Annotated in this window: 18 protein-coding genes and 1 pseudogene; 11 read left to right on the top strand and 8 right to left on the bottom strand. The window is 69.2% G+C overall.

The window, feature by feature from the left end:
- On the bottom strand, positions 1–883 hold an 883-nt coding region (locus I73_RS22545), incomplete at its 3' end, for a DMT family transporter (protein WP_022982688.1).
- Between the two features lie 87 nt (positions 884–970).
- On the opposite strand from I73_RS22545, the gene I73_RS22540 reads away from it, so the two are divergent.
- The 3 genes from I73_RS22540 (at position 971) to I73_RS22530 (ending at position 4,332) form a co-directional block, all read left to right on the top strand.
- Positions 971–1,249: a metal/formaldehyde-sensitive transcriptional repressor gene (locus I73_RS22540; RefSeq protein WP_022982687.1), complete on the top strand. Its 279-nt coding sequence runs from the start codon at positions 971–973 to the stop codon at positions 1,247–1,249.
- A 19-nt stretch (positions 1,250–1,268) separates the two neighbouring features.
- The gene (gene dmeF / locus I73_RS22535) at positions 1,269–2,255 is read left to right on the top strand and encodes a CDF family Co(II)/Ni(II) efflux transporter DmeF (RefSeq protein ID WP_022982686.1); all 987 of its coding nucleotides are present in this window, start codon (positions 1,269–1,271) and stop codon (positions 2,253–2,255) included.
- Positions 2,256–2,406: 151 nt separating this feature from the next.
- A complete protein-coding gene (locus I73_RS22530) occupies positions 2,407–4,332 on the top strand; it encodes a methyl-accepting chemotaxis protein (RefSeq protein WP_022982685.1) in 1,926 nt (641 codons plus the stop codon).
- 38 nt (positions 4,333–4,370) lie between these two features.
- On the opposite strand, the gene I73_RS22525 is transcribed toward I73_RS22530, so the two are convergent.
- Genes I73_RS22525 through I73_RS22515 form a run of 3 tightly spaced genes read right to left on the bottom strand, consistent with a single transcriptional unit; the run spans position 4,371 to position 6,269 of the window.
- Entirely contained in the window at positions 4,371–4,769 is a 399-nt protein-coding gene (locus I73_RS22525; RefSeq protein WP_022982684.1) for a VOC family protein, read from the bottom strand.
- A gap of 60 nt (positions 4,770–4,829) precedes the next feature.
- Positions 4,830–5,939: an S-(hydroxymethyl)glutathione dehydrogenase/class III alcohol dehydrogenase gene (locus tag I73_RS22520; RefSeq protein ID WP_022982683.1), complete on the bottom strand. Its 1,110-nt coding sequence runs from the start codon at positions 5,937–5,939 to the stop codon at positions 4,830–4,832.
- Positions 5,940–5,975: 36 nt separating this feature from the next.
- The gene (locus I73_RS22515; protein ID WP_022982682.1) at positions 5,976–6,269 is read right to left on the bottom strand and encodes a metal/formaldehyde-sensitive transcriptional repressor; all 294 of its coding nucleotides are present in this window, start codon (positions 6,267–6,269) and stop codon (positions 5,976–5,978) included.
- 657 nt (positions 6,270–6,926) lie between these two features.
- On the opposite strand from I73_RS22515, the gene infA reads away from it, so the two are divergent.
- The 7 genes from infA (at position 6,927) to I73_RS29925 (ending at position 12,250) form a co-directional block, all read left to right on the top strand.
- Positions 6,927–7,193, top strand: coding sequence for a translation initiation factor IF-1 (infA, locus tag I73_RS22510; RefSeq protein ID WP_022982681.1), 267 nt, complete (start codon positions 6,927–6,929; stop codon positions 7,191–7,193).
- A gap of 88 nt (positions 7,194–7,281) precedes the next feature.
- A complete protein-coding gene (locus tag I73_RS22505) occupies positions 7,282–7,596 on the top strand; it encodes an RNA-binding protein (protein WP_022982680.1) in 315 nt (104 codons plus the stop codon).
- Between the two features lie 196 nt (positions 7,597–7,792).
- Positions 7,793–8,332, top strand: a complete 540-nt coding sequence (ssuE, locus tag I73_RS29935; RefSeq protein WP_040501334.1) for an NADPH-dependent FMN reductase — start codon at positions 7,793–7,795, stop codon at positions 8,330–8,332.
- 31 nt (positions 8,333–8,363) lie between these two features.
- Positions 8,364–9,350, top strand: a complete 987-nt coding sequence (locus tag I73_RS22495) for a sulfonate ABC transporter substrate-binding protein (RefSeq protein ID WP_040501333.1) — start codon at positions 8,364–8,366, stop codon at positions 9,348–9,350.
- 15 nt (positions 9,351–9,365) lie between these two features.
- Positions 9,366–10,553 carry an FMNH2-dependent alkanesulfonate monooxygenase gene (ssuD, locus tag I73_RS29930; protein ID WP_022982678.1) on the top strand — a complete coding sequence of 396 codons (1,188 nt, stop codon included), beginning with the start codon at positions 9,366–9,368 and terminating at the stop codon, positions 10,551–10,553.
- A gap of 13 nt (positions 10,554–10,566) precedes the next feature.
- On the top strand, positions 10,567–11,364 hold the full coding sequence (ssuC, locus tag I73_RS22485; protein ID WP_022982677.1) for an aliphatic sulfonate ABC transporter permease SsuC: 798 nt from the start codon (positions 10,567–10,569) through the stop codon (positions 11,362–11,364).
- Positions 11,365–11,395: 31 nt separating this feature from the next.
- A complete protein-coding gene (locus tag I73_RS29925; RefSeq protein WP_022982676.1) occupies positions 11,396–12,250 on the top strand; it encodes an ATP-binding cassette domain-containing protein in 855 nt (284 codons plus the stop codon).
- Here I73_RS29925 and I73_RS22475 read toward each other — a convergent pair.
- Positions 12,245–12,754 (bottom strand): SRPBCC domain-containing protein, encoded by a 510-nt coding sequence (locus I73_RS22475; protein ID WP_022982675.1) that lies wholly within the window; start codon positions 12,752–12,754, stop codon positions 12,245–12,247. The two genes, I73_RS29925 and I73_RS22475, sit on opposite strands and share 6 nt — an antisense overlap.
- A gap of 72 nt (positions 12,755–12,826) precedes the next feature.
- The gene (locus tag I73_RS22470; protein ID WP_022982674.1) at positions 12,827–13,831 is read right to left on the bottom strand and encodes a hypothetical protein; all 1,005 of its coding nucleotides are present in this window, start codon (positions 13,829–13,831) and stop codon (positions 12,827–12,829) included.
- Between the two features lie 257 nt (positions 13,832–14,088).
- Between I73_RS22470 and I73_RS29920 the strand changes: the two genes are divergently transcribed.
- Positions 14,089–15,522 carry an FAD/NAD(P)-binding protein gene (locus I73_RS29920; RefSeq protein WP_022982673.1) on the top strand — a complete coding sequence of 478 codons (1,434 nt, stop codon included), beginning with the start codon at positions 14,089–14,091 and terminating at the stop codon, positions 15,520–15,522.
- A 73-nt stretch (positions 15,523–15,595) separates the two neighbouring features.
- On the opposite strand, the gene I73_RS29915 is transcribed toward I73_RS29920, so the two are convergent.
- Together I73_RS29915 and I73_RS33380 are read right to left on the bottom strand one after the other, a co-directional pair.
- Positions 15,596–16,348 (bottom strand): serine O-acetyltransferase, encoded by a 753-nt coding sequence (locus tag I73_RS29915; protein WP_022982672.1) that lies wholly within the window; start codon positions 16,346–16,348, stop codon positions 15,596–15,598.
- Positions 16,345–16,525: pseudogene (locus I73_RS33380) on the bottom strand (hypothetical protein); the annotation flags it as partial. The gene I73_RS29915 and the pseudogene I73_RS33380, both read right to left, overlap by 4 nt.

Below are 16,525 nucleotides of genomic sequence, written 5' to 3'. Positions count from 1 at the left end.
CATGGGTGTGGGCGTGCTCGTGGACCAGGGCTTGGTGGCGGTGCAGGTGGTCGTGGCGCTCGGCCAGGTGCAGCAGGATGCCCGCCAGCATCAGCGCGGCGCCGGCGGCCAGCCACAGGCTGCCCGCCTGTGCGCTCAGGGCCCAGGCCAGCACCGCGCCGACGAAGGGAGCGAACGCGAAGACCGAGCCGGTGCGTGCCGCCCCGAAGGCGCGCTGGGCCAGCATGTAGAAGCGCAGGCTCAGGCCGTAGCCGGTGGCACCCACGCTCAGCAGGGCCAGGGCCGGGCCGGCGCCGGGCCAGCCCTCGCCCAGGGCCGCGGCCAGCCCCAGCGTGGCCAGCGCGCCCAGCAGGCCCTTGAGCATCACCACCTGGCCGGGGTCCCGCTCGGCCAGGGCGCGCGAGAGGGTGTTGTCCATGCCCCAGGCGGCGGTGGCCAGTAGCACCGCCAGCAGGCCCAGCCACTGGCTGCCGCCGCCCTGGGCCCGGTCCTGCACCAGGGCCATGCCGCCCAGCGTCAGCAGGCCCAGGGCCAGCCGCACCCGGCGGTCCAGGCTCTCGTGGTACCAGGCGCGGGCCAGCAGGGCGGTGAACACCGCCTCCAGCGTCAGCATCAGCGAGGCGCTGGTGCCGCTGGTGTGCTGCAGGCCCCAGGCCAGGGCCACCGGGCCGATGCCCGCGCCGAACAGGGCCATCCAGGCCAGTCGGGGCAGGTCGGCCCGGCGCACCCGGGCTTCGCGCTCCACCGGCTGGCGCAGCAGCAGCCCCACCAGGGCGGCGCCGGCGTAGAGCAGCCCGGCGGTGGTGAAGCTGCCCAGCCCGGCGCCCCAGTGTTGCACCAGGGGCGTGCTGACGCCGAAGAGCACCGCGGCCAGCAGCGCCATGAGGCCACCGCGCAGGGCCGGCCAGCGGGAGGTGGGGGAAGGTGGGTTTGATACCATACCCCCCTATTCTATGAAGCCGTCGACCGCATGAGCCACACCGTTCGAGACAAGTCCAAGCTGCTGGGCCGGGTGCGTCGCATCCGGGGCCAGGTGGAGGCCCTGGAGCGCTCGCTGGAAGCCGAGAAGGGCTGCGCCGAGGTGCTGCACCAGATCGCCGCTGTGCGCGGCGCCATGAACGGCCTGATGGCCGAGGTGCTGGAGGACCATGTGCGCTCGCACATCGCCGACCCGGCCATCACCGATGCGGCCGAACGCACCCAGGGTGCGGACGAGTTGATCGAGGTGTTGCGCAGCTACCTGCGCTGAACGAACGCGGAAAACGCCCATGCACATCGAAGACCTGTCGCGCTGGACCCATGAGCACCGCTTCGACAGCGGCAACGCCGCCGCCGAGCGCAGCACCCGGGTGGTGATGTGGATCACCGCCGCGATGATGGTGGTGGAGATCGCCGCCGGCTGGTGGTTCAACTCCATGGCCCTGCTGGCCGACGGCTGGCACATGAGCTCGCATGCGGTGGCCATCGGCCTGTCGGCCGCGGCCTATGCGCTGGCGCGCCGCCACGCGCAGGACCCGCGTTTCGCCTTCGGCACCTGGAAGATCGAGATCCTGGGCGGCTTCGCCAGCGCCATCTTTCTGCTGGGTGTGGCGGCGCTGATGGTGCTGGGCTCGGTGGAGCGCCTGCTCAGCCCCGCACCGATCCACTATCAGGAGGCCATCGTGGTCGCGGTGCTGGGCCTGGTGGTCAACATCGTCTGCGCGCTGATCCTCGGCCAGGCCCACCACCATGGGCACGACCACGGGCATGGCCATGGACATGACCACGGACATGGTCACCACCACGGGCATGACCATGACGACCACGGCCACCACGACCTCAACCTGAAGTCGGCCTATGTGCACGTCATTGCGGATGCGGCCACCTCGGTGCTGGCCATTGCGGCGCTGGTGGGCGGCTGGCTCTGGGGCTGGTCCTGGCTGGACCCGCTGATGGGCCTGGTCGGCGCGGTGCTGGTGGGCGTGTGGGCCAAGGGCCTGGTGCTGGACACCGCCAAGGTGCTGCTGGACCGGGAGATGGACCATCCGGTGGTCGAGGAGATCCGCGAGGTGGTGGAAGCCGATGCCGGCGCCGGTGACAGCCGCATTGCCGACCTGCACGTCTGGCGCGTGGGGCAGGGCGCCTATGCCTGCGCCCTGACGGTGGTGACGCGCGATCCGCAGCTCACGCCCGATGTCGTGCGCCAGCGCCTGTCGGTGCACGAGGAGGTGGTGCACAGCACCATCGAGATCCACCACTGCCCGGCCCATCCCTGAAACAGGCGGGCCAATCGGCCGCTGTTCCGCGGCAAGCTCGGCGGCAGAGTCTCTAACCTGTCAGGCAATTCTGATCCCTGGTGTCGCGCGTGCCACATGCCACAGAGTGCGCCGGCCCAGGTCCTGCCCTTGCCTGGAGACGACTGCTGCCATGTCTTTCCCGTTTTTCGCACGCCACACGCCCCGTCGCGGGGCGTTCGACTGTCAGGCCCTGCCGACTTCCCTGGGGAACGTCGGCCTGCGCGGTGCCCGCGGATTGCTGATGGTCTTCGTGCCGCCCGGAGCCGACTTTGGCCGCGTCAATGCGGCCTGGCAGCAACTGGCCTCCGAAGACCTCACCGTGGTGGCCCTGTCCTCTTCGGGCGCGCTGTGCAGTGCGGCAGGGGCCTCCACCTACTGCGAGGCCAACCAGGTGCAGGGCAGCTGGTTGTTCCTGCCCCAGGCCCTGATCGGCCAGCACGAGCTGCACCTGGTGGACCTGCATGTGAATGGCGAGCATTCCGCCAAGAAGCGGGTGAGCGCCATCCGCGGCGAGCTGGACCGGCTGTCGCTGCGCATGCCACTGTCGGCCGAACGCCATTTCGCGCTGGTCTATTGCGACGGGGTTTCGGCTTCCGAGGGCTTTCTGATGCAGGCCTGGTACGCCAGCGGACGCTTCCCTTGCCTGGCCATCGGCGGCTCGGCCGGCGGCCCGCTGGACCTGGGCGCCACCTTCATCGGCACCCGCCAGGGTGTGGTGCAGCACAAGGCCGCGGTCATCTTCTGCGAGATGGCGCGGGGCAAGTCCTTCGCGCCTTTCAAGTCCCAGAACTTCGAGCCCACCCACCAGAGCTGGCTGGTGGCCCAGGCCGACCCGGTCTCGCGCACCGTGCATTCGGTGCTGGACGCGCAGAACCGCCCGCGTCCGGTGATCGAGGTGCTGTGCGAGCACTTCCGCTGCCAGCCGTCGGAGCTGGGGGCGCGCCTGCAGAGCATGACCTTCGCGGTGAAGGTGGACGATGAGTTCTTCATCCGCTCGGTGGCCAGCATCGCGGCCGACCACATCACCTTCTTCTGCGACCTGGAGTTCGGTGACCGGCTGCACCTGCTGCGCGCCACGCCCTTCGTCGAGAGCACCGAGCGCGACTGGGCCCACTTCATGTCCGGCAAGCCCCGGCCGCTGGGCCTGCTGCTCAACGACTGCGTGCTGCGCCGGGTGGGCAACGCCGGCCAGCTGGGGCAGGCCCGCTTTTTCGACCGCATTCCGGCCGCCGGTTTCTCCAGCTTCGGCGAGATCCTGGGCGTGCCCATCAACCAGACCCTGTCGGCCCTGGTCTTCTTCGACCGCAACATCCAGGCGATGAGCCAGTTCCCGGTGCAGTACGCGGCCTATGCGGCGCACTACGCGCAACGGGCGCTGCACCGCTGGGAGGCCATGCACAGCATCCAGTCCGGGATGATGGAGCGGGTGGTGGCCTACCAGCAGAACGTGGAGCCGCTGCTGCAGGCCCTGCCGCAGCTGGAACATGCGACCTCGCTGCAGTCCCAGGCGCTGAATGTGGCCGAGAGCAACATCCGCTCGCTCAGCGACGCGGCCTTGCAGACGCGCGGTGCCCAGGACCATCTGGAGAATGAGCTCACCGAGCTCGAGCGCATCTCCAGCGGCATCAGCCAGGTCACCTCCGGCATCGGCCGCATCGCCGACCAGACCAACCTGCTGGCCCTGAACGCCGCGGTGGAGGCCGCCCGCGCGGGCGATGCTGGCCGGGGCTTCTCGGTGGTGGCCGACGAGGTGCGGCGCCTGGCGCAATCGTCCAAGAGCCAGGCCGACACCACGCGCAAGGACATCAACGGTGCGGTGGATGCCATCGCCCGCATCCGCGCGGTGGCCGGGCAGACGGTGGACACCACCCAGCAGATGGCCCAGCAGAGCATTGCCGCGGCCGAGAAGATCGCCACCATGAGCGCCGACACCGAAGAGGAGCGGCGCAGGATCTCGGTCTGCCTGTCCAACCTGAAGGACATGGCCCGCCAGATGGATGCGATGCGCGACAGCGTGGACCAGATCACCCTGCTGGGCAAGCTGGCCACAGCCTGAACCCCACGCCGCCAGAGGCGACGTGAGGCGGTTCATCTTCAGATGAAGGTGTAGGCCGTCACCTTGTTGCCGGCCGGGTCGCGCAGGTAGGCCGCGTAGGCGCCGGGCAGGTGGCTGCGCGGGCCGGGCTGGCCCTCGTCCGTGCCACCATGGGCCAGGCCCGCGGCATGGAATGCATCGACTTCTGCCGGGCTGGCCGCGGCGAAACCGATGGTGATGCCGTTGCTCGAAGGCGCCTCACCGTTGCCCGGCCGGGCAATGATGAAGGCAGGCTTGTCGCGGCCGTAGAGGATCCAGCCACTGCCGAACGGGCCGAGGTTCTTGATGCCGAGTGCGCCCAGGGCATGGTCATAGAAGGTGGCCGACTTTTGGACGTCCGACGCGCCGATGAACACGTGGGAGAAGACACCGTCGCCGGAGATGACAGGAGCAGTCATGAGAAGGTTCCTTGTGAAGGAGGGGCTGAAGGCGGGGCGGTGGGACCGACCCGAAATTGATCAGTAATGCACCACCGAGCGGATGGACTTGCCGTCGTGCATCAGCTCGAAGGCCTCGTTGATGTCCGGCAGCGGCATGGTGTGGGTCACGAAGGGGGCGAGCTTGATCTCCTCCTTCATGGCCTGCTCGACCATGCCCGGCAGCTCGCTGCGGCCCTTGACGCCACCGAAGGCGGTGCCCAGCCATTTGCGGCCCGTCACCAGCTGGAAGGGGCGGGTGGAGATCTCCTGGCCCGCGCCGGCCACGCCGATGACGACCGACTGGCCCCAGCCGCGGTGGGCGCATTCCAGTGCGGCGCGCATCACCTGCGTGTTGCCAATGCACTCGAAGGAGTGATCCACGCCCCAGCCCGTCATCTCGACGATGACCTGCTGGATGGGCTTGTCGAAGTCCTTGGGGTTCACGCAGTCGGTGGCGCCGAAGGTCTTGGCCAGTGCGAACTTGTCCGGGTTGGTGTCCACCGCGATGATGCGGCCGGCCCCGGCCATCTGGGCGCCATGCACCACGGCCAGGCCGATGCCGCCCAGGCCGAACACGGCCACCGAGTCGCCCGGCTGCACCTTGGCGGTGTTCTTCACCGCGCCCAGGCCGGTGGTCACGCCGCAGCCCAGCAGGCAGACCTGCTCGGGGTTGGCGTCGGGGTGGATCTTGGCCAGGGAGACCTCGGCCACCACGGTGTACTCGCTGAAGGTCGAGCAGCCCATGTAGTGGTAGATGGGCTGACCGTTGTACGAGAAGCGGGTCGTGCCGTCGGGCATCACGCCCTTGCCCTGGGTGGCGCGCACCGACACGCAGAGGTTGGTCTTGCCGCTCTTGCAGAACAGGCACTCGCCACACTCGGCGGTGTAGAGCGGAATGACATGGTCGCCCGGCTTGACGCTGGTGACGCCTTCGCCCACCTCGACCACGATGCCGGCGCCCTCATGGCCCAGCACCACCGGGAACAGGCCCTCGGGGTCGTCACCGCTGAGGGTGAAGGCGTCGGTGTGGCAGACACCGGTGTGGGTGATCTTGATCAGCACCTCGCCCTTCTGGGGCGGGGCGACGTCGATCTCGACGATCTGCAGGGGTTGGCCAGCGGCAAAGGCAACGGCGGCACGGGATTTCATGGTCGGGGTCCTTGGTTGGAGGAAGTCGGAGGGAGCTCAGCGGAGGAAGGAGCGCAGCATGCGGACCATGTGGTCCACCTCGGCGTCCTGGTCGGGGGGCGGTTGGCGGGCCTGGGATGAGGCGACCGCGGTACCGAAGGTCTCCCGCATGTGGCTTTCCAGCACGTCGGCCATCAGGCCGTAGGTGGCGCCGCGCAGCGCGGCCAGCTGCTGCAGCAGGTCCACGCACTCGGTGCCGGCCTCGACCGCGCGCTCCAGCGCCTCGGCCTGGCCCTTGATGCGGCGCAGGCGGGTGACGACGCGTTTGCGCTCGGCGGGCGAGTGCGGCATGAGAGGCTCCTTGATACTGGGGGTCAGTATACAGATCGCGCTTCGCGCAGAGGCCTCGATATTTCCCCCCTGTCATGAATGAACAAATCTGGTACACTCGTGGGGTAGCTGCAGTTTCGCTTACCTCCGCAGCTTTGAGCCCGCCGTACCCCATGTGCCCCACACACCGTGTGCAAGGCGGCTCCCCCAGGTTGGATCCATCTCACGCGATCACCTGGCAACCCAGGCAAGCTTCGTCTGGTTCAACGGTCCTGACGCCCCGCACTTGGCGGTTCATCCAGGCTTCAGGATCCTGATCTTCCTTTCTCTTCGGCGCTGGCGCGGTTCCTCATCGTTGCCAGGCCTTTTGCGCCGTGCCTTGCTGGCCGGTGCCATGAACACCCATTGATTTCTGCTTCTCCGCACACCCGCACCGTGGGCAGGTATGTCCTGTCCTCGATGACCCAACGGACCGACACCGGTCACTTTGCAGCGTCCCTGTCCATCCGCAGTGGCACAGGTTCCGCCTCCCATGACCGGGTCTTCCGGTTCACTCCCCTGTTTTCCACGCACCGTGCGGCTTCGCGTTACGCGATGGCCCAGGGCCTGGAATACCTGCGTCAACCCGCGTTGCCGGCCTGAACGGCAGCCCGGCACCTTCTTGCACAAGGATCATCCATGACCAAAGAAGAACTCATCGAAATGCGTGGCCAGGTGGACGAAGTTCTGCCCGATTCGCGCTTTCGCGTGACGCTGGAAAACGGCCACAGCCTGGTGGCCTACACCGGCGGCAAGATGCGCAAGCACCACATCCGCATCCTGGCCGGCGACAAGGTCTCGCTGGAACTCTCGCCCTACGACCTGAACAAGGGGCGCATCACCTTCCGTCACCTCGAACCCCGCAGCGGCGGCGCCCCTGCGGCGGCCCGGCGTCGGAAGTTCTGACGAACATGGCCCACCCGGGCCACCTTGATTGCCACGTGCTGCCGCAGCGGGCGATTCTGAACACGCGGCTTCTCTGAAAGGGTCCATCATGGACAACAAACTCTACGTCGGCAATCTGCCTTATTCCATGGGCGACGACGACCTGCAACACCAATTCTCGGCCTTTGGCCAAGTCTCCTCGGCCAAGGTCATGATGGACCGTGACAGCGGTCGCTCCAAGGGCTTCGGCTTCGTGGAAATGGGCTCGGGCGACGAAGCCCAGGCCGCCATCCGCGGCATGGCCGGCAAGTCCTTCGACGGCCGTGAAATGGTCGTCAACGTGGCCCGTCCCCGTGAAGATCGCCCGACCGGCGGCTTCGGCGGCGGTGGCAACCGCGGCGGCTTCCAGCGTCGCAGCTACTGATCGTTGGCGGTTGGCGGGGTCTGGCGCTTGCAGCGCCGAGCCCCGGCCGCTGACCCACCCGCGCCCACGGCGCGGGTGAAGGGTTCCGCGCCGCTCTGTGCGCGGACCGGATATCCAAGACGGATTTCCTTCGTTGGTCGCGATCCAGCGACTGGCTAAGGTGAAGCCCTGTTGATTTGACAACACGGACTTCACCATGAACATCGTCGGCATCGCGGGCAGCCCGACCCGCCCCTCCCGTTCCACGGCGCTGCTGCGCCAGGCCCTGGCCCAACTGGAGGCCGCCGGCGGCCACAGCCGCCTGATCGAGGTGGCCGACCTGCCCGCCCAGGCCATTCTGCGGGCCGAATTCCGCGACCCTTCGCTGGTTGCCGCAGTCGAGGCCGTGCAGGCCGCCGACGTGGTCGTCGTGGCCACCCCCATCTACAAGGCCGCCTACAGCGGCGTGCTCAAGGCCTTCCTGGACCTGTTGCCGCAAGACGGACTGGACGGCAAGCAGGTGCTGGTGCTGGGCACGGGTGGCAGCATCGCCCACCTGCTGGCGCTGGACTACGCGCTCAAGCCGGTGCTGTCGGCCCTGGGTGCGCGCCACATCCTGGACGTGGTCTACGCCGAGGACGCCCAGTTCGTGCGCGGCGAGCAGGGCCACCAGCCGGTCGACGCCGTGCTGCAGCGCCTGGCCCGCGCCCTGGCCCCGCTGACCGCCGACACCCCCGCCCTGGCCCTGGCGGCCTGAGGTTCGCGGTTTTCAGCAGTACGGGGTTCCCATGTCCATTTCCCTTTTCCGTCGTTCTCTCGATGTCTCTCGCCGTGCCTGGCTCCAAGGCGCGATGGCCGGCGCCGCTGCCCTGGGCAGTGGTGCGCTGTGGGCCCAGTCGGCCGACAAGAAGCTGCGCATCGGCTTTCAGAAATCCGCCAGCCTGCTGACCCTGCAGAAGTCCCAGGGCACGCTGGAGAAGCGCCTGGCCCCCCTGGGCTTTGGCCTGCAATGGGTCGAATTCCCGGCCGGCCCGCAGTTGCTGGAGGGGCTGAACGTCGGCTCCATCGACGTGGGCTTCGTCGGCGAGGCCCCGCCCATCTTCGCCCAGGCCGCTGGTGCGCAGTTCGTCTACATCGGCTATGAGCCCGCCGCGCCCGAGGCCGAAGGGCTGGTCGTGCCCAAGGCCTCGCCGCTGAAGACGGTGGCGGATCTCAAGGGCAAGAAGGTCGCGCTCAACCGCGGCTCCAACGTCCACTACCTGCTGCTCAAGCTGCTGGAAAAGGCCGGCCTGGCCTACAGCGACATCCAGCCGGTCTTTCTGCCGCCGGCCGACGCCCGTGCCGCCTTCGAGCGCGGCGCGGTGGATGCCTGGCTGGTCTGGGACCCCTTCCTGGCGGCGGCCGAGCAGCAGATCGGTGCACGCATCCTGGCCGATGGCCGGGGCGTGGTGTCCAACTACCAGTTCTACCTGGCCGAGCGCCGCTTCGCGCAGCAGCACCCGGCGGTCATCCAGGCCCTGTTCGAGGACACGGTGCAGCAGGGCCGCTGGATCAAGACCCATCTGGACGAGGCCGCCAAGCTGATTGCGCCGCTGCAAGGGCTGGACGTGGGCATCGTGCGCGAGAGCCTGCACCGCTACCAGTTCAACGTGCAGCCGGTGACGCCTGCGGTGGCGGCCGAGCAGCAGAAGGTGGCCGACGCCTTCGCCCAGCTCAAGCTGATTCCCAAACCCATCCGCGTGGTCGACGCCCTGCCGTCGGCCAAGGCCCTGTGACCTGAGGTGCGCACCATGAAGATCCTGTGGTTCATTCCCACCCATGGCGACAGCCGCTACCTGGGTACCGCGCTGGGCGGCCGGCAGGCCGACCTGGGCTACTTCAAGCAGGTGGCCGTGGCGGCGGACACCCTGGGCTACGAGGGCGTGCTGATCCCCACCGGGCGTTCCTGCGAGGACCCGTGGACCGTGGCCTCCAGCCTGATCGACGCCACCCGCAGGCTCAAGTTCCTGGTGGCGCTGCGGCCCGGTCTGATCACGCCGGCCCAGTACGCGCGCATTGCCGCCACCTTCGACCGCCTGTCCGGCGGGCGGCTGCTGGTCAACCTGGTCACCGGGGGCGACCCGGCCGAGCTGGCCGGCGATGGCCAATTCCTCTCCCATGCCGAGCGCTACCAGGAAGCCACCGAGTTCCTGACCATCTGGCGCGAGATCCTGGCCCGCAGCCACCACGGCGAGCCGCTGGACTTCGAAGGCAAGCACCTGACGGTGAAGGGCGCGCGCCTGCTCTACCCGCCGGTGCAGGCACCGTACCCGCCGCTGTTCTTCGGCGGCTCATCGCCCGAGGCGCATGAACTGGCGGCCCAGCAGCTCGACACCTACCTGACCTGGGGCGAGCCGCCCGCGGCCGTGGCCGAGAAGGTGGCCGACATCCGCAGCCGTGCCGCCAAGCACGGCCGCACGCTGAAGTTCGGCATCCGCCTGCATGTCATCGTGCGCGAGACCGAGGAGAAGGCCTGGGCCGCCGCGGCGGACTTGCTCTCGCACCTGGACCCGGCCGTGGTGGCCAAGGCCCAGCAGACCTTTGCCAAGATGGATTCCGAGGGCCAGCGCCGCATGGCTGCGCTGCACGGCGGCCGCTTCAACCCCGAGAACGTGCGTGAGGGCCTGGAAGTGGCGCCCAACCTCTGGGCCGGTGTGGGCCTGGTGCGCGGTGGTGCCGGAACGGCCCTGGTGGGCAGTCCCGAGCAGGTGGCCGCCCGTCTGAAGGAGTACGCGGACCTGGGTCTGGAGTACTTCATTCTGTCGGGCTACCCGCACCTGGAAGAGGCCTACCGCTTCGCCGAGCTGGTCTTCCCGCTGCTGCCGCTGTCGCTGCGCGACAAGCTCACCCAGCCGGCGCTGACGGGCCCCTTCGGCGAAATCGTGGCCAACACGCACGTGCCGGGCAACGAGCCCACCCTGGCACGTGCCGCGAGCTGAGGAGGCGCACGCCATGGCTGCTTCCACGCCATCGAATGCCTGGCGCCGCGCCGCTTCGGCCTTGCTGCCCTGGCTGTTGCCGCTGATCCTGCTCGTCGTCTGGGAGCTGGCGTCCCGCATGGGCTGGCTGGCTTCGCGCGTGCTGCCCGCGCCCGACGCGGTGCTGCAGGCCTTCTGGAGCCTGCTGCTCTCGGGCGAGTTGGGCCACCACGTGGCCGTGAGCACCGGTCGCGCCCTGGGCGGGCTGGCGCTGGGCGGTGGCGTGGGCCTGGTGCTGGGCCTGCTCACCGGCACGCTGCGGCCGCTGGAGACCCTGCTGGACACCAGCCTGCAGATGCTGCGCAACATCCCGGCGCTGGCGCTGATTCCGCTGGTCATCCTGTGGTTTGGCATCGACGAGAGCGCCAAGCTCTTCCTGGTCGCGGTGGGCGTGTTCTTCCCGATCTACCTCAACACCTTTCACGGCATCCGCTCGGTCGATCCGGCGCTGATCGAGATGGCACGCAGCTACGGCCTGTCCGGCTGGGCGCTGTACCGCCAGGTCATCCTGCCCGGGGCGCTGCCCTCCATCCTGGTGGGCCTGCGCTTTTCGCTGGGGCTGACCTGGGTGCTGCTGATCGTGGCCGAGACCATCTCGGCCCAGGCTGGCATCGGCTACATGACGATGAACGCCCGCGAGTTCCTGCAGACCGATGTGGTGCTGGTGGGCATCCTGCTCTATGCCCTGCTGGGCAAGGGCGCCGACCTGCTGGCCCGCGGCCTGGAGGCCTGGTGGCTGCGCTGGCACCCCTCGCGCCGGGCCCTGGCCTGAGCCCTCTCACACAGACCCAAGGAGACGCCGCATGGCCTACTTCGAATCGAGCCTGGCCTCGGCCAGCCTGGGCGGCACCTGGACCGACTGGGCGGGTGCCGAGGCCCATGTCAGTCTGCCGCCGGTGGCTGTGGCGGCACCCGCAGACCAGACCGGCCTGGCCGTGAGCCTGCGCGGCCTGAGCAAGCGCTACGGCGAGCGCACCGTGCTGCAGGACGTGGACCTGGACATCGCGCCGGGCGAGTTCGTCGCCATCGTCGGCCGCAGTGGCTGCGGCAAGAGCACGCTGCTGCGGCACCTGGCGGCGCTGGAAGCCAGCGACGCGGGCGAGCTGCGCTTTGACGGCCAGTTGGCCGGCCACCGGCTCTCACCCGATGTGCGGCTGATGTACCAAGATGCCCGCCTGCTGCCCTGGAAGCGCGTGCTGGACAACGTGGCCCTGGGCCTGAGCGGGCCGCAGGCCCGGGAACAGGCCTTGGCCGCGCTGGCGGCCGTCGGCCTGGCCGAGCGGGCCCACGACTGGCCCTGGGTGCTTTCCGGCGGCCAGCGGCAGCGTGTGGCCCTGGCCCGCGCCCTGGTGCACCGCCCGCGCCTGCTGCTGCTGGACGAGCCGCTGGGTGCGCTGGACGCACTGACCCGCATCGAGATGCACCAGCTGATCGAGCGGCTGTGGCGGGCCCAGGGCTTCACCGCGGTGCTGGTCACCCACGATGTGGGCGAGGCCGTGGCCCTGGCCGATCGGGTGCTGCTGATCGAAGACCAGCATGTGGCCTTCGACGAGGCGGTGGCACTGCCCCGGCCCCGCCCGCGTGGCCATGCCGACTTTGCTGCGCTGGAAGACCGTGTGCTGCAGCGGGTGCTGCAGGGCGGTGCGGCAGGCTCATGAGCTGAGCGTGGTCAGCAGCGCCTCGAGCTGATCGAAGGTCTCCTGCATGTCGCCGCTGGTGCTGCCCGCAGCGATGGCGGCCTCGAGTGCATCCTTCGAAGGATAGAGCTCCCGCACCACCACCTGCGTCTCGCCCGCCTGTTCCTCGAAGGTGACCGTGGTGACCTGACCGCTGCCGAAAACCTCTTCGTTGGTCCAGACCAGGCGCGCGTCGGGCACCACCTCGAGGTATCGACCGTGAAAGACCAGGGGTTCCGGGTCGAACTGGAACGCGAGGCGGTACGTCCCGCCCACACGCACGTCCATCTCGCAGGACAGCAGGGTCATGCCCAGCGACCGGGGCACCCACCAGCGCTGGAACAGTTCCGCCTGCGTCCACGCCTGGAACACCAGGTGCGCTGGACCGCGGATGGTTCGCGTCACCACCATCTCGCGATCTGAGGCCCGTTCCACCGACGAGCGGCCCCGGGGCTGGTTGGCGTTGCTATCTCGTGCTTCGGTCATCGTCTGTCACCTTGCGTTGGAGTGTCTGAACGACCTGATCCAGTGTGTCAGAGCGGATTTGACACCGGTGACTCACTGCTTGGGCGTCAATCTGTAGAACACGGATTCGCCAGTGACCGTGTTGTGTGCATGGCCAACGATGATGCCCACGTCATTGATGCCTGTGGCGTCATCGAGTCGCCAGCCCTGATCGCGCACGGTCTGCGTCAGCAGCAGGTTCAGGTCGACCACCGTGTCGCCGGTCCAGCGCGCCGCCACGCTGGCGCTGTAGCCCACGATCACATCCCCATTGTTGATGGCATTGGCGCAGCTGCTGGAATAGAGGCTGGGGCTGAGGTCGGCCAGCACCGTGCCGACGGTACCGTCCCAGCGAACCGCATGCATGGTGAGTGTGTCGTCGCTCAGGTTGCTGCAGCCCACGGTGCGGTCGGCGTCGTTGATGCCCCTGGCATTGCTGTACATGCCGCTCATGTACAGCCGCACGGTTTGCCCGCCGGTCCATTTCGCCGCGCCGAGACCCGTGCCGTAAGCGACCACATTGCCTACCACCGTTCCGGCCGCGTTGATGCCGGTCGGTGTGCCCAAGGAGCCTCTATCGTCTCCATCCAGCGACGTGACGGTGTCACCGCTCCAGAGCACCGCGTGGTCACCGGACACGCCGGCAATCTGGCCGGCCTCGTTGACAGCGGTGGCCAGCAACGGGTAGGGACTTCCCGGCAGGGCCGGCAGGGTGTAGTACTTGCCATGCCGCCAATGGAGCGCATAGAGATTGTTGTCCATCTTGCCCCAGCCGACGACATCGCCAGCGGCATTGAGGCCAAGGGCCTCGGTCGAGGAGAAGCCATCGGGTTGGTAGTCGAGCGGCTTCTTCTTCTTCCACAACGTGGCTACGCTGGCACCGGACACGGATGAGGTGCCGGCCACCCAATTGTTGTTGGCGATGGAGAGGGTGCCCCTGGTGGGGCTGCCGAGCGTAGGAAGCACCTCGAACTTGTAGATCTCGGCTTGCGCCGGCAGGGCGATGGAAGACGACAGCGCGAGACAGGCTGCAGTCAGCAGCGACGGAGTGTTGGCCATGGAGATTTCCTTTGGCAAGAAGGTGAGCGGGATCGTCGGAACTGCGCCTCGATGTTGAGATCCGCCTCACGCTTTCACATCAGCAGGGCGGACTAATCTCCATTGCTCATCTGTACCTTTGCCGACGGGCGTCTGCTTTATGCCATCTGGATCTGAGCTTATGCACCGATCTGCGTTCTCAAGGCCAGCCGCTGCGGTCAGCATCGCCCTCATCGAGGCAGCGCATCGGGCGCTGCCGACTTGGATGAGGAGCTCACATGGATTGGGGCGCTGAAGACGCGATCGCCATCGCGGGAACCGGGTTCAGCGGCGTGGCCGTGGGCCTGCAGCTGATGCGGGCCCTGCCCGCGGGGGCCACCCTGTGCGTGCTGGGGCGCGAGCCGCAGCCCGGGCGCGGCGTGGCCTATGGCACGGCCTGCGACAGCCACCTGCTGAACGTGCCGGCCGGCCGGCTGGGCTGGGACCCGCAGGACGAAGGCGGCTTCGCCCGCTGGCTGGTGGCCGCCGGCCACGAGGTGCAGCCGGCCGATTTCGTGCCTCGGTGCTGGATGGCCGACTACCTGCAGGCGCAGTGGGACCAGGGCCTGGCCGCGGCACGCGCCCGGGGGCTGCGGGTGCAGACCGGGCTGAGTGGCCTGCGCAGCCTGCGCCGCCTGCACCACGGCTGGCGCCTGGAGACGGACGATGGCCGCACGGGCCAGGCCGCGCAGGTGCTGCTGGCCACGGGTCACCTGCCCCCGCACGCACCGTCCCTGGGCCCTGGGAGCGACTGGCAGGCCCCGGGCTTCTGGCCCGATCCCTGGCAGCGGCCGGCCGACTGGACGCCGGCGCCCGACGCCGACGTGCTGCTGGTGGGCAGCGGCCTCACCGCGGTGGACCTGATCATCGAACTGCGCGACCGCGGGCACCGCGGCCGCATCCACCTGGTGTCACGGCGCGGCCAGCTGCCGCAACCGCACCGCGTGGCCGAGGCCTGCCCGCGCCCGGGCCTGCAGCCGGTGGCGCGCTTGGGGGCCGACCTGCACCCGCGCGCCGCGCTGGCCGAGGTGCGCGCCTGGGTGCGTGAGGCCGAAGCCGAGGGCCTGGACTGGCGCGACGTGATGGCCAGCCTGCGCGCCGGCACGCCGCGCCTGTGGCAGCGCCTGTCCCTGCGCGACCGCCAGCAGTTCCTGCGCCATCTGCAGCCCTGGTGGGACACCCACCGCCACCGCATGGCGCCAGCGCTGTGGCAGCGCCTGCAGGACGACCGGACGGCCGGTGGGCTTCTGTCCTGGACGGGGCGCCTGGCGGGCGTCCAGCCCGCCGAGGATGGGGCGGGCTGGCGTGTGTCCGTGCAGCCGCGGGGCGGTGGCGTCGCCCAGACCCTGCAGGTTCAGGCGGTGGTCAACTGCACCGGCCCGTCCGGTCGGCTGCGCGATGCCCGCGACCCGCTGCTGGCCGGGCTGCGCGATCGGGGCCTGCTCAGCGCCGATGCCCTGGGCCTGGGCCTGCTGGTGGATGCCGAACACCATCCCCTGGACTGTTGCGGTGTGCCGGTGGAAGACCTGTACTACGTCGGCCCCATGCTCAAGGCCCAGCACTGGGAGGCCATTGCCATTCCCGAGCTGCGTGTGCATGCCCAGCAGGCCGCCGCCAGCATCCTGGATCGGCGTGCCGTGCTGCGGGACGAGGCCTGGGCTGCCGCGGCCTGACGCTGCGAATTCAGACGACAACGCCCGGCTTCGGCCGGGCGTTTTGTTCATGGTGTCGTTCGACGGCGCGGACTCAGGCGGCTTGCCAGCCCGTGAGCGAATGGTGGCCGTCGATCAGGGCGCCCGGCAGGATCACCGCGCTCTCCGGGATCACCACACCCGTGGCCCGCTGCAACGCGCAGCCAGCGCCCACGCGGGCGGCCGGGTGGATGTCGATGCCGGTGCGTACCCGGGCCTGTTCGGCCGCCATGCGGGCCAGCAGGGGCAGGCCCGCCTGGTGCAGGCGGTGGGCCAGGCGGTGCACCAGCAGGGCCCGCATGCCCGGGTGCCAAAGCAGCACTTCGTCCATGCTGCGCACGCCACTTTCCTGTTGGAAGGTGGCTGCCAGATCCGCGTCCAGCTCGGCACGCACCATGGGCAGGGTGCCGGCGAAGTCCCGCGCACGCTGACGGGCCAGCTCGGCGATGTGCGGGCCTTCGGTGAGCTCGGCGCCCCGCACACGGGCGTCGTACTGAAGTTCCAGCCGGATCAGGCCCTCCAGGAACAGCAGGGTCTGGCGCAGCGTGTGGCTCACATGCCGATCCTCTTCCTGCGGGCGCAGCTCGGGCGGGCCCAGGCGCATCGGGAACAGCACGCCGCCCAGGTCTTCCAGCACATGGGCCAGGGTGTCCTCGGAGGGCAGCTCACGGCCCGCGGGCTCGCGGGCGCGGCCGTTGGCCTCGCGCCAGGCCAGGCGGACTTCCCGCAGGGACTGGACGATGGCGTCCAGGGGATCGGGGGTGGCAGGCGCTGGTGCCACCGGGCGTTCTTCCGTCAGGGTGCTCATGTCGTGGCCTCGGTCGGTTGGGGGCTGTTGGGGGTGACGGGCACGGCGCGCGCCAGCTCGGCCTGCACCACCTCGCGGGTCAGCGGCGGGGCGAAGGCGCGGATGAACTCATAGACCAGGTCGCGCAGCGTCTCGCCGCGGCGCACGGCCAGCCGTGACAGGTTGGCGAGAACAGGT

The organism is Ideonella sp. B508-1 (genome assembly GCF_000333615.1).
Taxonomy (GTDB): Bacteria; Pseudomonadota; Gammaproteobacteria; order Burkholderiales; family Burkholderiaceae_C; genus Ideonella.
Note: the sequence above shows the minus strand (reverse complement) of the source record. Positions and strands in the feature narration are given on the sequence as shown.

What these genes read in the sequence shown, in the direction of transcription:
- I73_RS22470 (WP_022982674.1), bottom strand. Translation starts at nt 13,831, where the DNA reads ATGGCCAACACTCCGTCGCTGCTGACTGCAGCCTGTCTCGCGCTGTCG.
- dmeF (WP_022982686.1), top strand. Translation starts at nt 1,269, where the DNA reads ATGCACATCGAAGACCTGTCGCGCTGGACCCATGAGCACCGCTTCGAC.
- I73_RS22525 (WP_022982684.1), bottom strand. Translation starts at nt 4,769, where the DNA reads ATGACTGCTCCTGTCATCTCCGGCGACGGTGTCTTCTCCCACGTGTTC.
- I73_RS22515 (WP_022982682.1), bottom strand. Translation starts at nt 6,269, where the DNA reads ATGCCGCACTCGCCCGCCGAGCGCAAACGCGTCGTCACCCGCCTGCGC.
- infA (WP_022982681.1), top strand. Translation starts at nt 6,927, where the DNA reads ATGACCAAAGAAGAACTCATCGAAATGCGTGGCCAGGTGGACGAAGTT.
- I73_RS29920 (WP_022982673.1), top strand. Translation starts at nt 14,089, where the DNA reads ATGGATTGGGGCGCTGAAGACGCGATCGCCATCGCGGGAACCGGGTTC.
- I73_RS22505 (WP_022982680.1), top strand. Translation starts at nt 7,282, where the DNA reads ATGGACAACAAACTCTACGTCGGCAATCTGCCTTATTCCATGGGCGAC.
- ssuC (WP_022982677.1), top strand. Translation starts at nt 10,567, where the DNA reads ATGGCTGCTTCCACGCCATCGAATGCCTGGCGCCGCGCCGCTTCGGCC.
- I73_RS22520 (WP_022982683.1), bottom strand. Translation starts at nt 5,939, where the DNA reads ATGAAATCCCGTGCCGCCGTTGCCTTTGCCGCTGGCCAACCCCTGCAG.
- ssuE (WP_040501334.1), top strand. Translation starts at nt 7,793, where the DNA reads ATGAACATCGTCGGCATCGCGGGCAGCCCGACCCGCCCCTCCCGTTCC.
- ssuD (WP_022982678.1), top strand. Translation starts at nt 9,366, where the DNA reads ATGAAGATCCTGTGGTTCATTCCCACCCATGGCGACAGCCGCTACCTG.
- I73_RS22540 (WP_022982687.1), top strand. Translation starts at nt 971, where the DNA reads ATGAGCCACACCGTTCGAGACAAGTCCAAGCTGCTGGGCCGGGTGCGT.
- I73_RS22495 (WP_040501333.1), top strand. Translation starts at nt 8,364, where the DNA reads ATGTCCATTTCCCTTTTCCGTCGTTCTCTCGATGTCTCTCGCCGTGCC.
- I73_RS29925 (WP_022982676.1), top strand. Translation starts at nt 11,396, where the DNA reads ATGGCCTACTTCGAATCGAGCCTGGCCTCGGCCAGCCTGGGCGGCACC.
- I73_RS29915 (WP_022982672.1), bottom strand. Translation starts at nt 16,348, where the DNA reads ATGAGCACCCTGACGGAAGAACGCCCGGTGGCACCAGCGCCTGCCACC.
- I73_RS22475 (WP_022982675.1), bottom strand. Translation starts at nt 12,754, where the DNA reads ATGACCGAAGCACGAGATAGCAACGCCAACCAGCCCCGGGGCCGCTCG.
- I73_RS22530 (WP_022982685.1), top strand. Translation starts at nt 2,407, where the DNA reads ATGTCTTTCCCGTTTTTCGCACGCCACACGCCCCGTCGCGGGGCGTTC.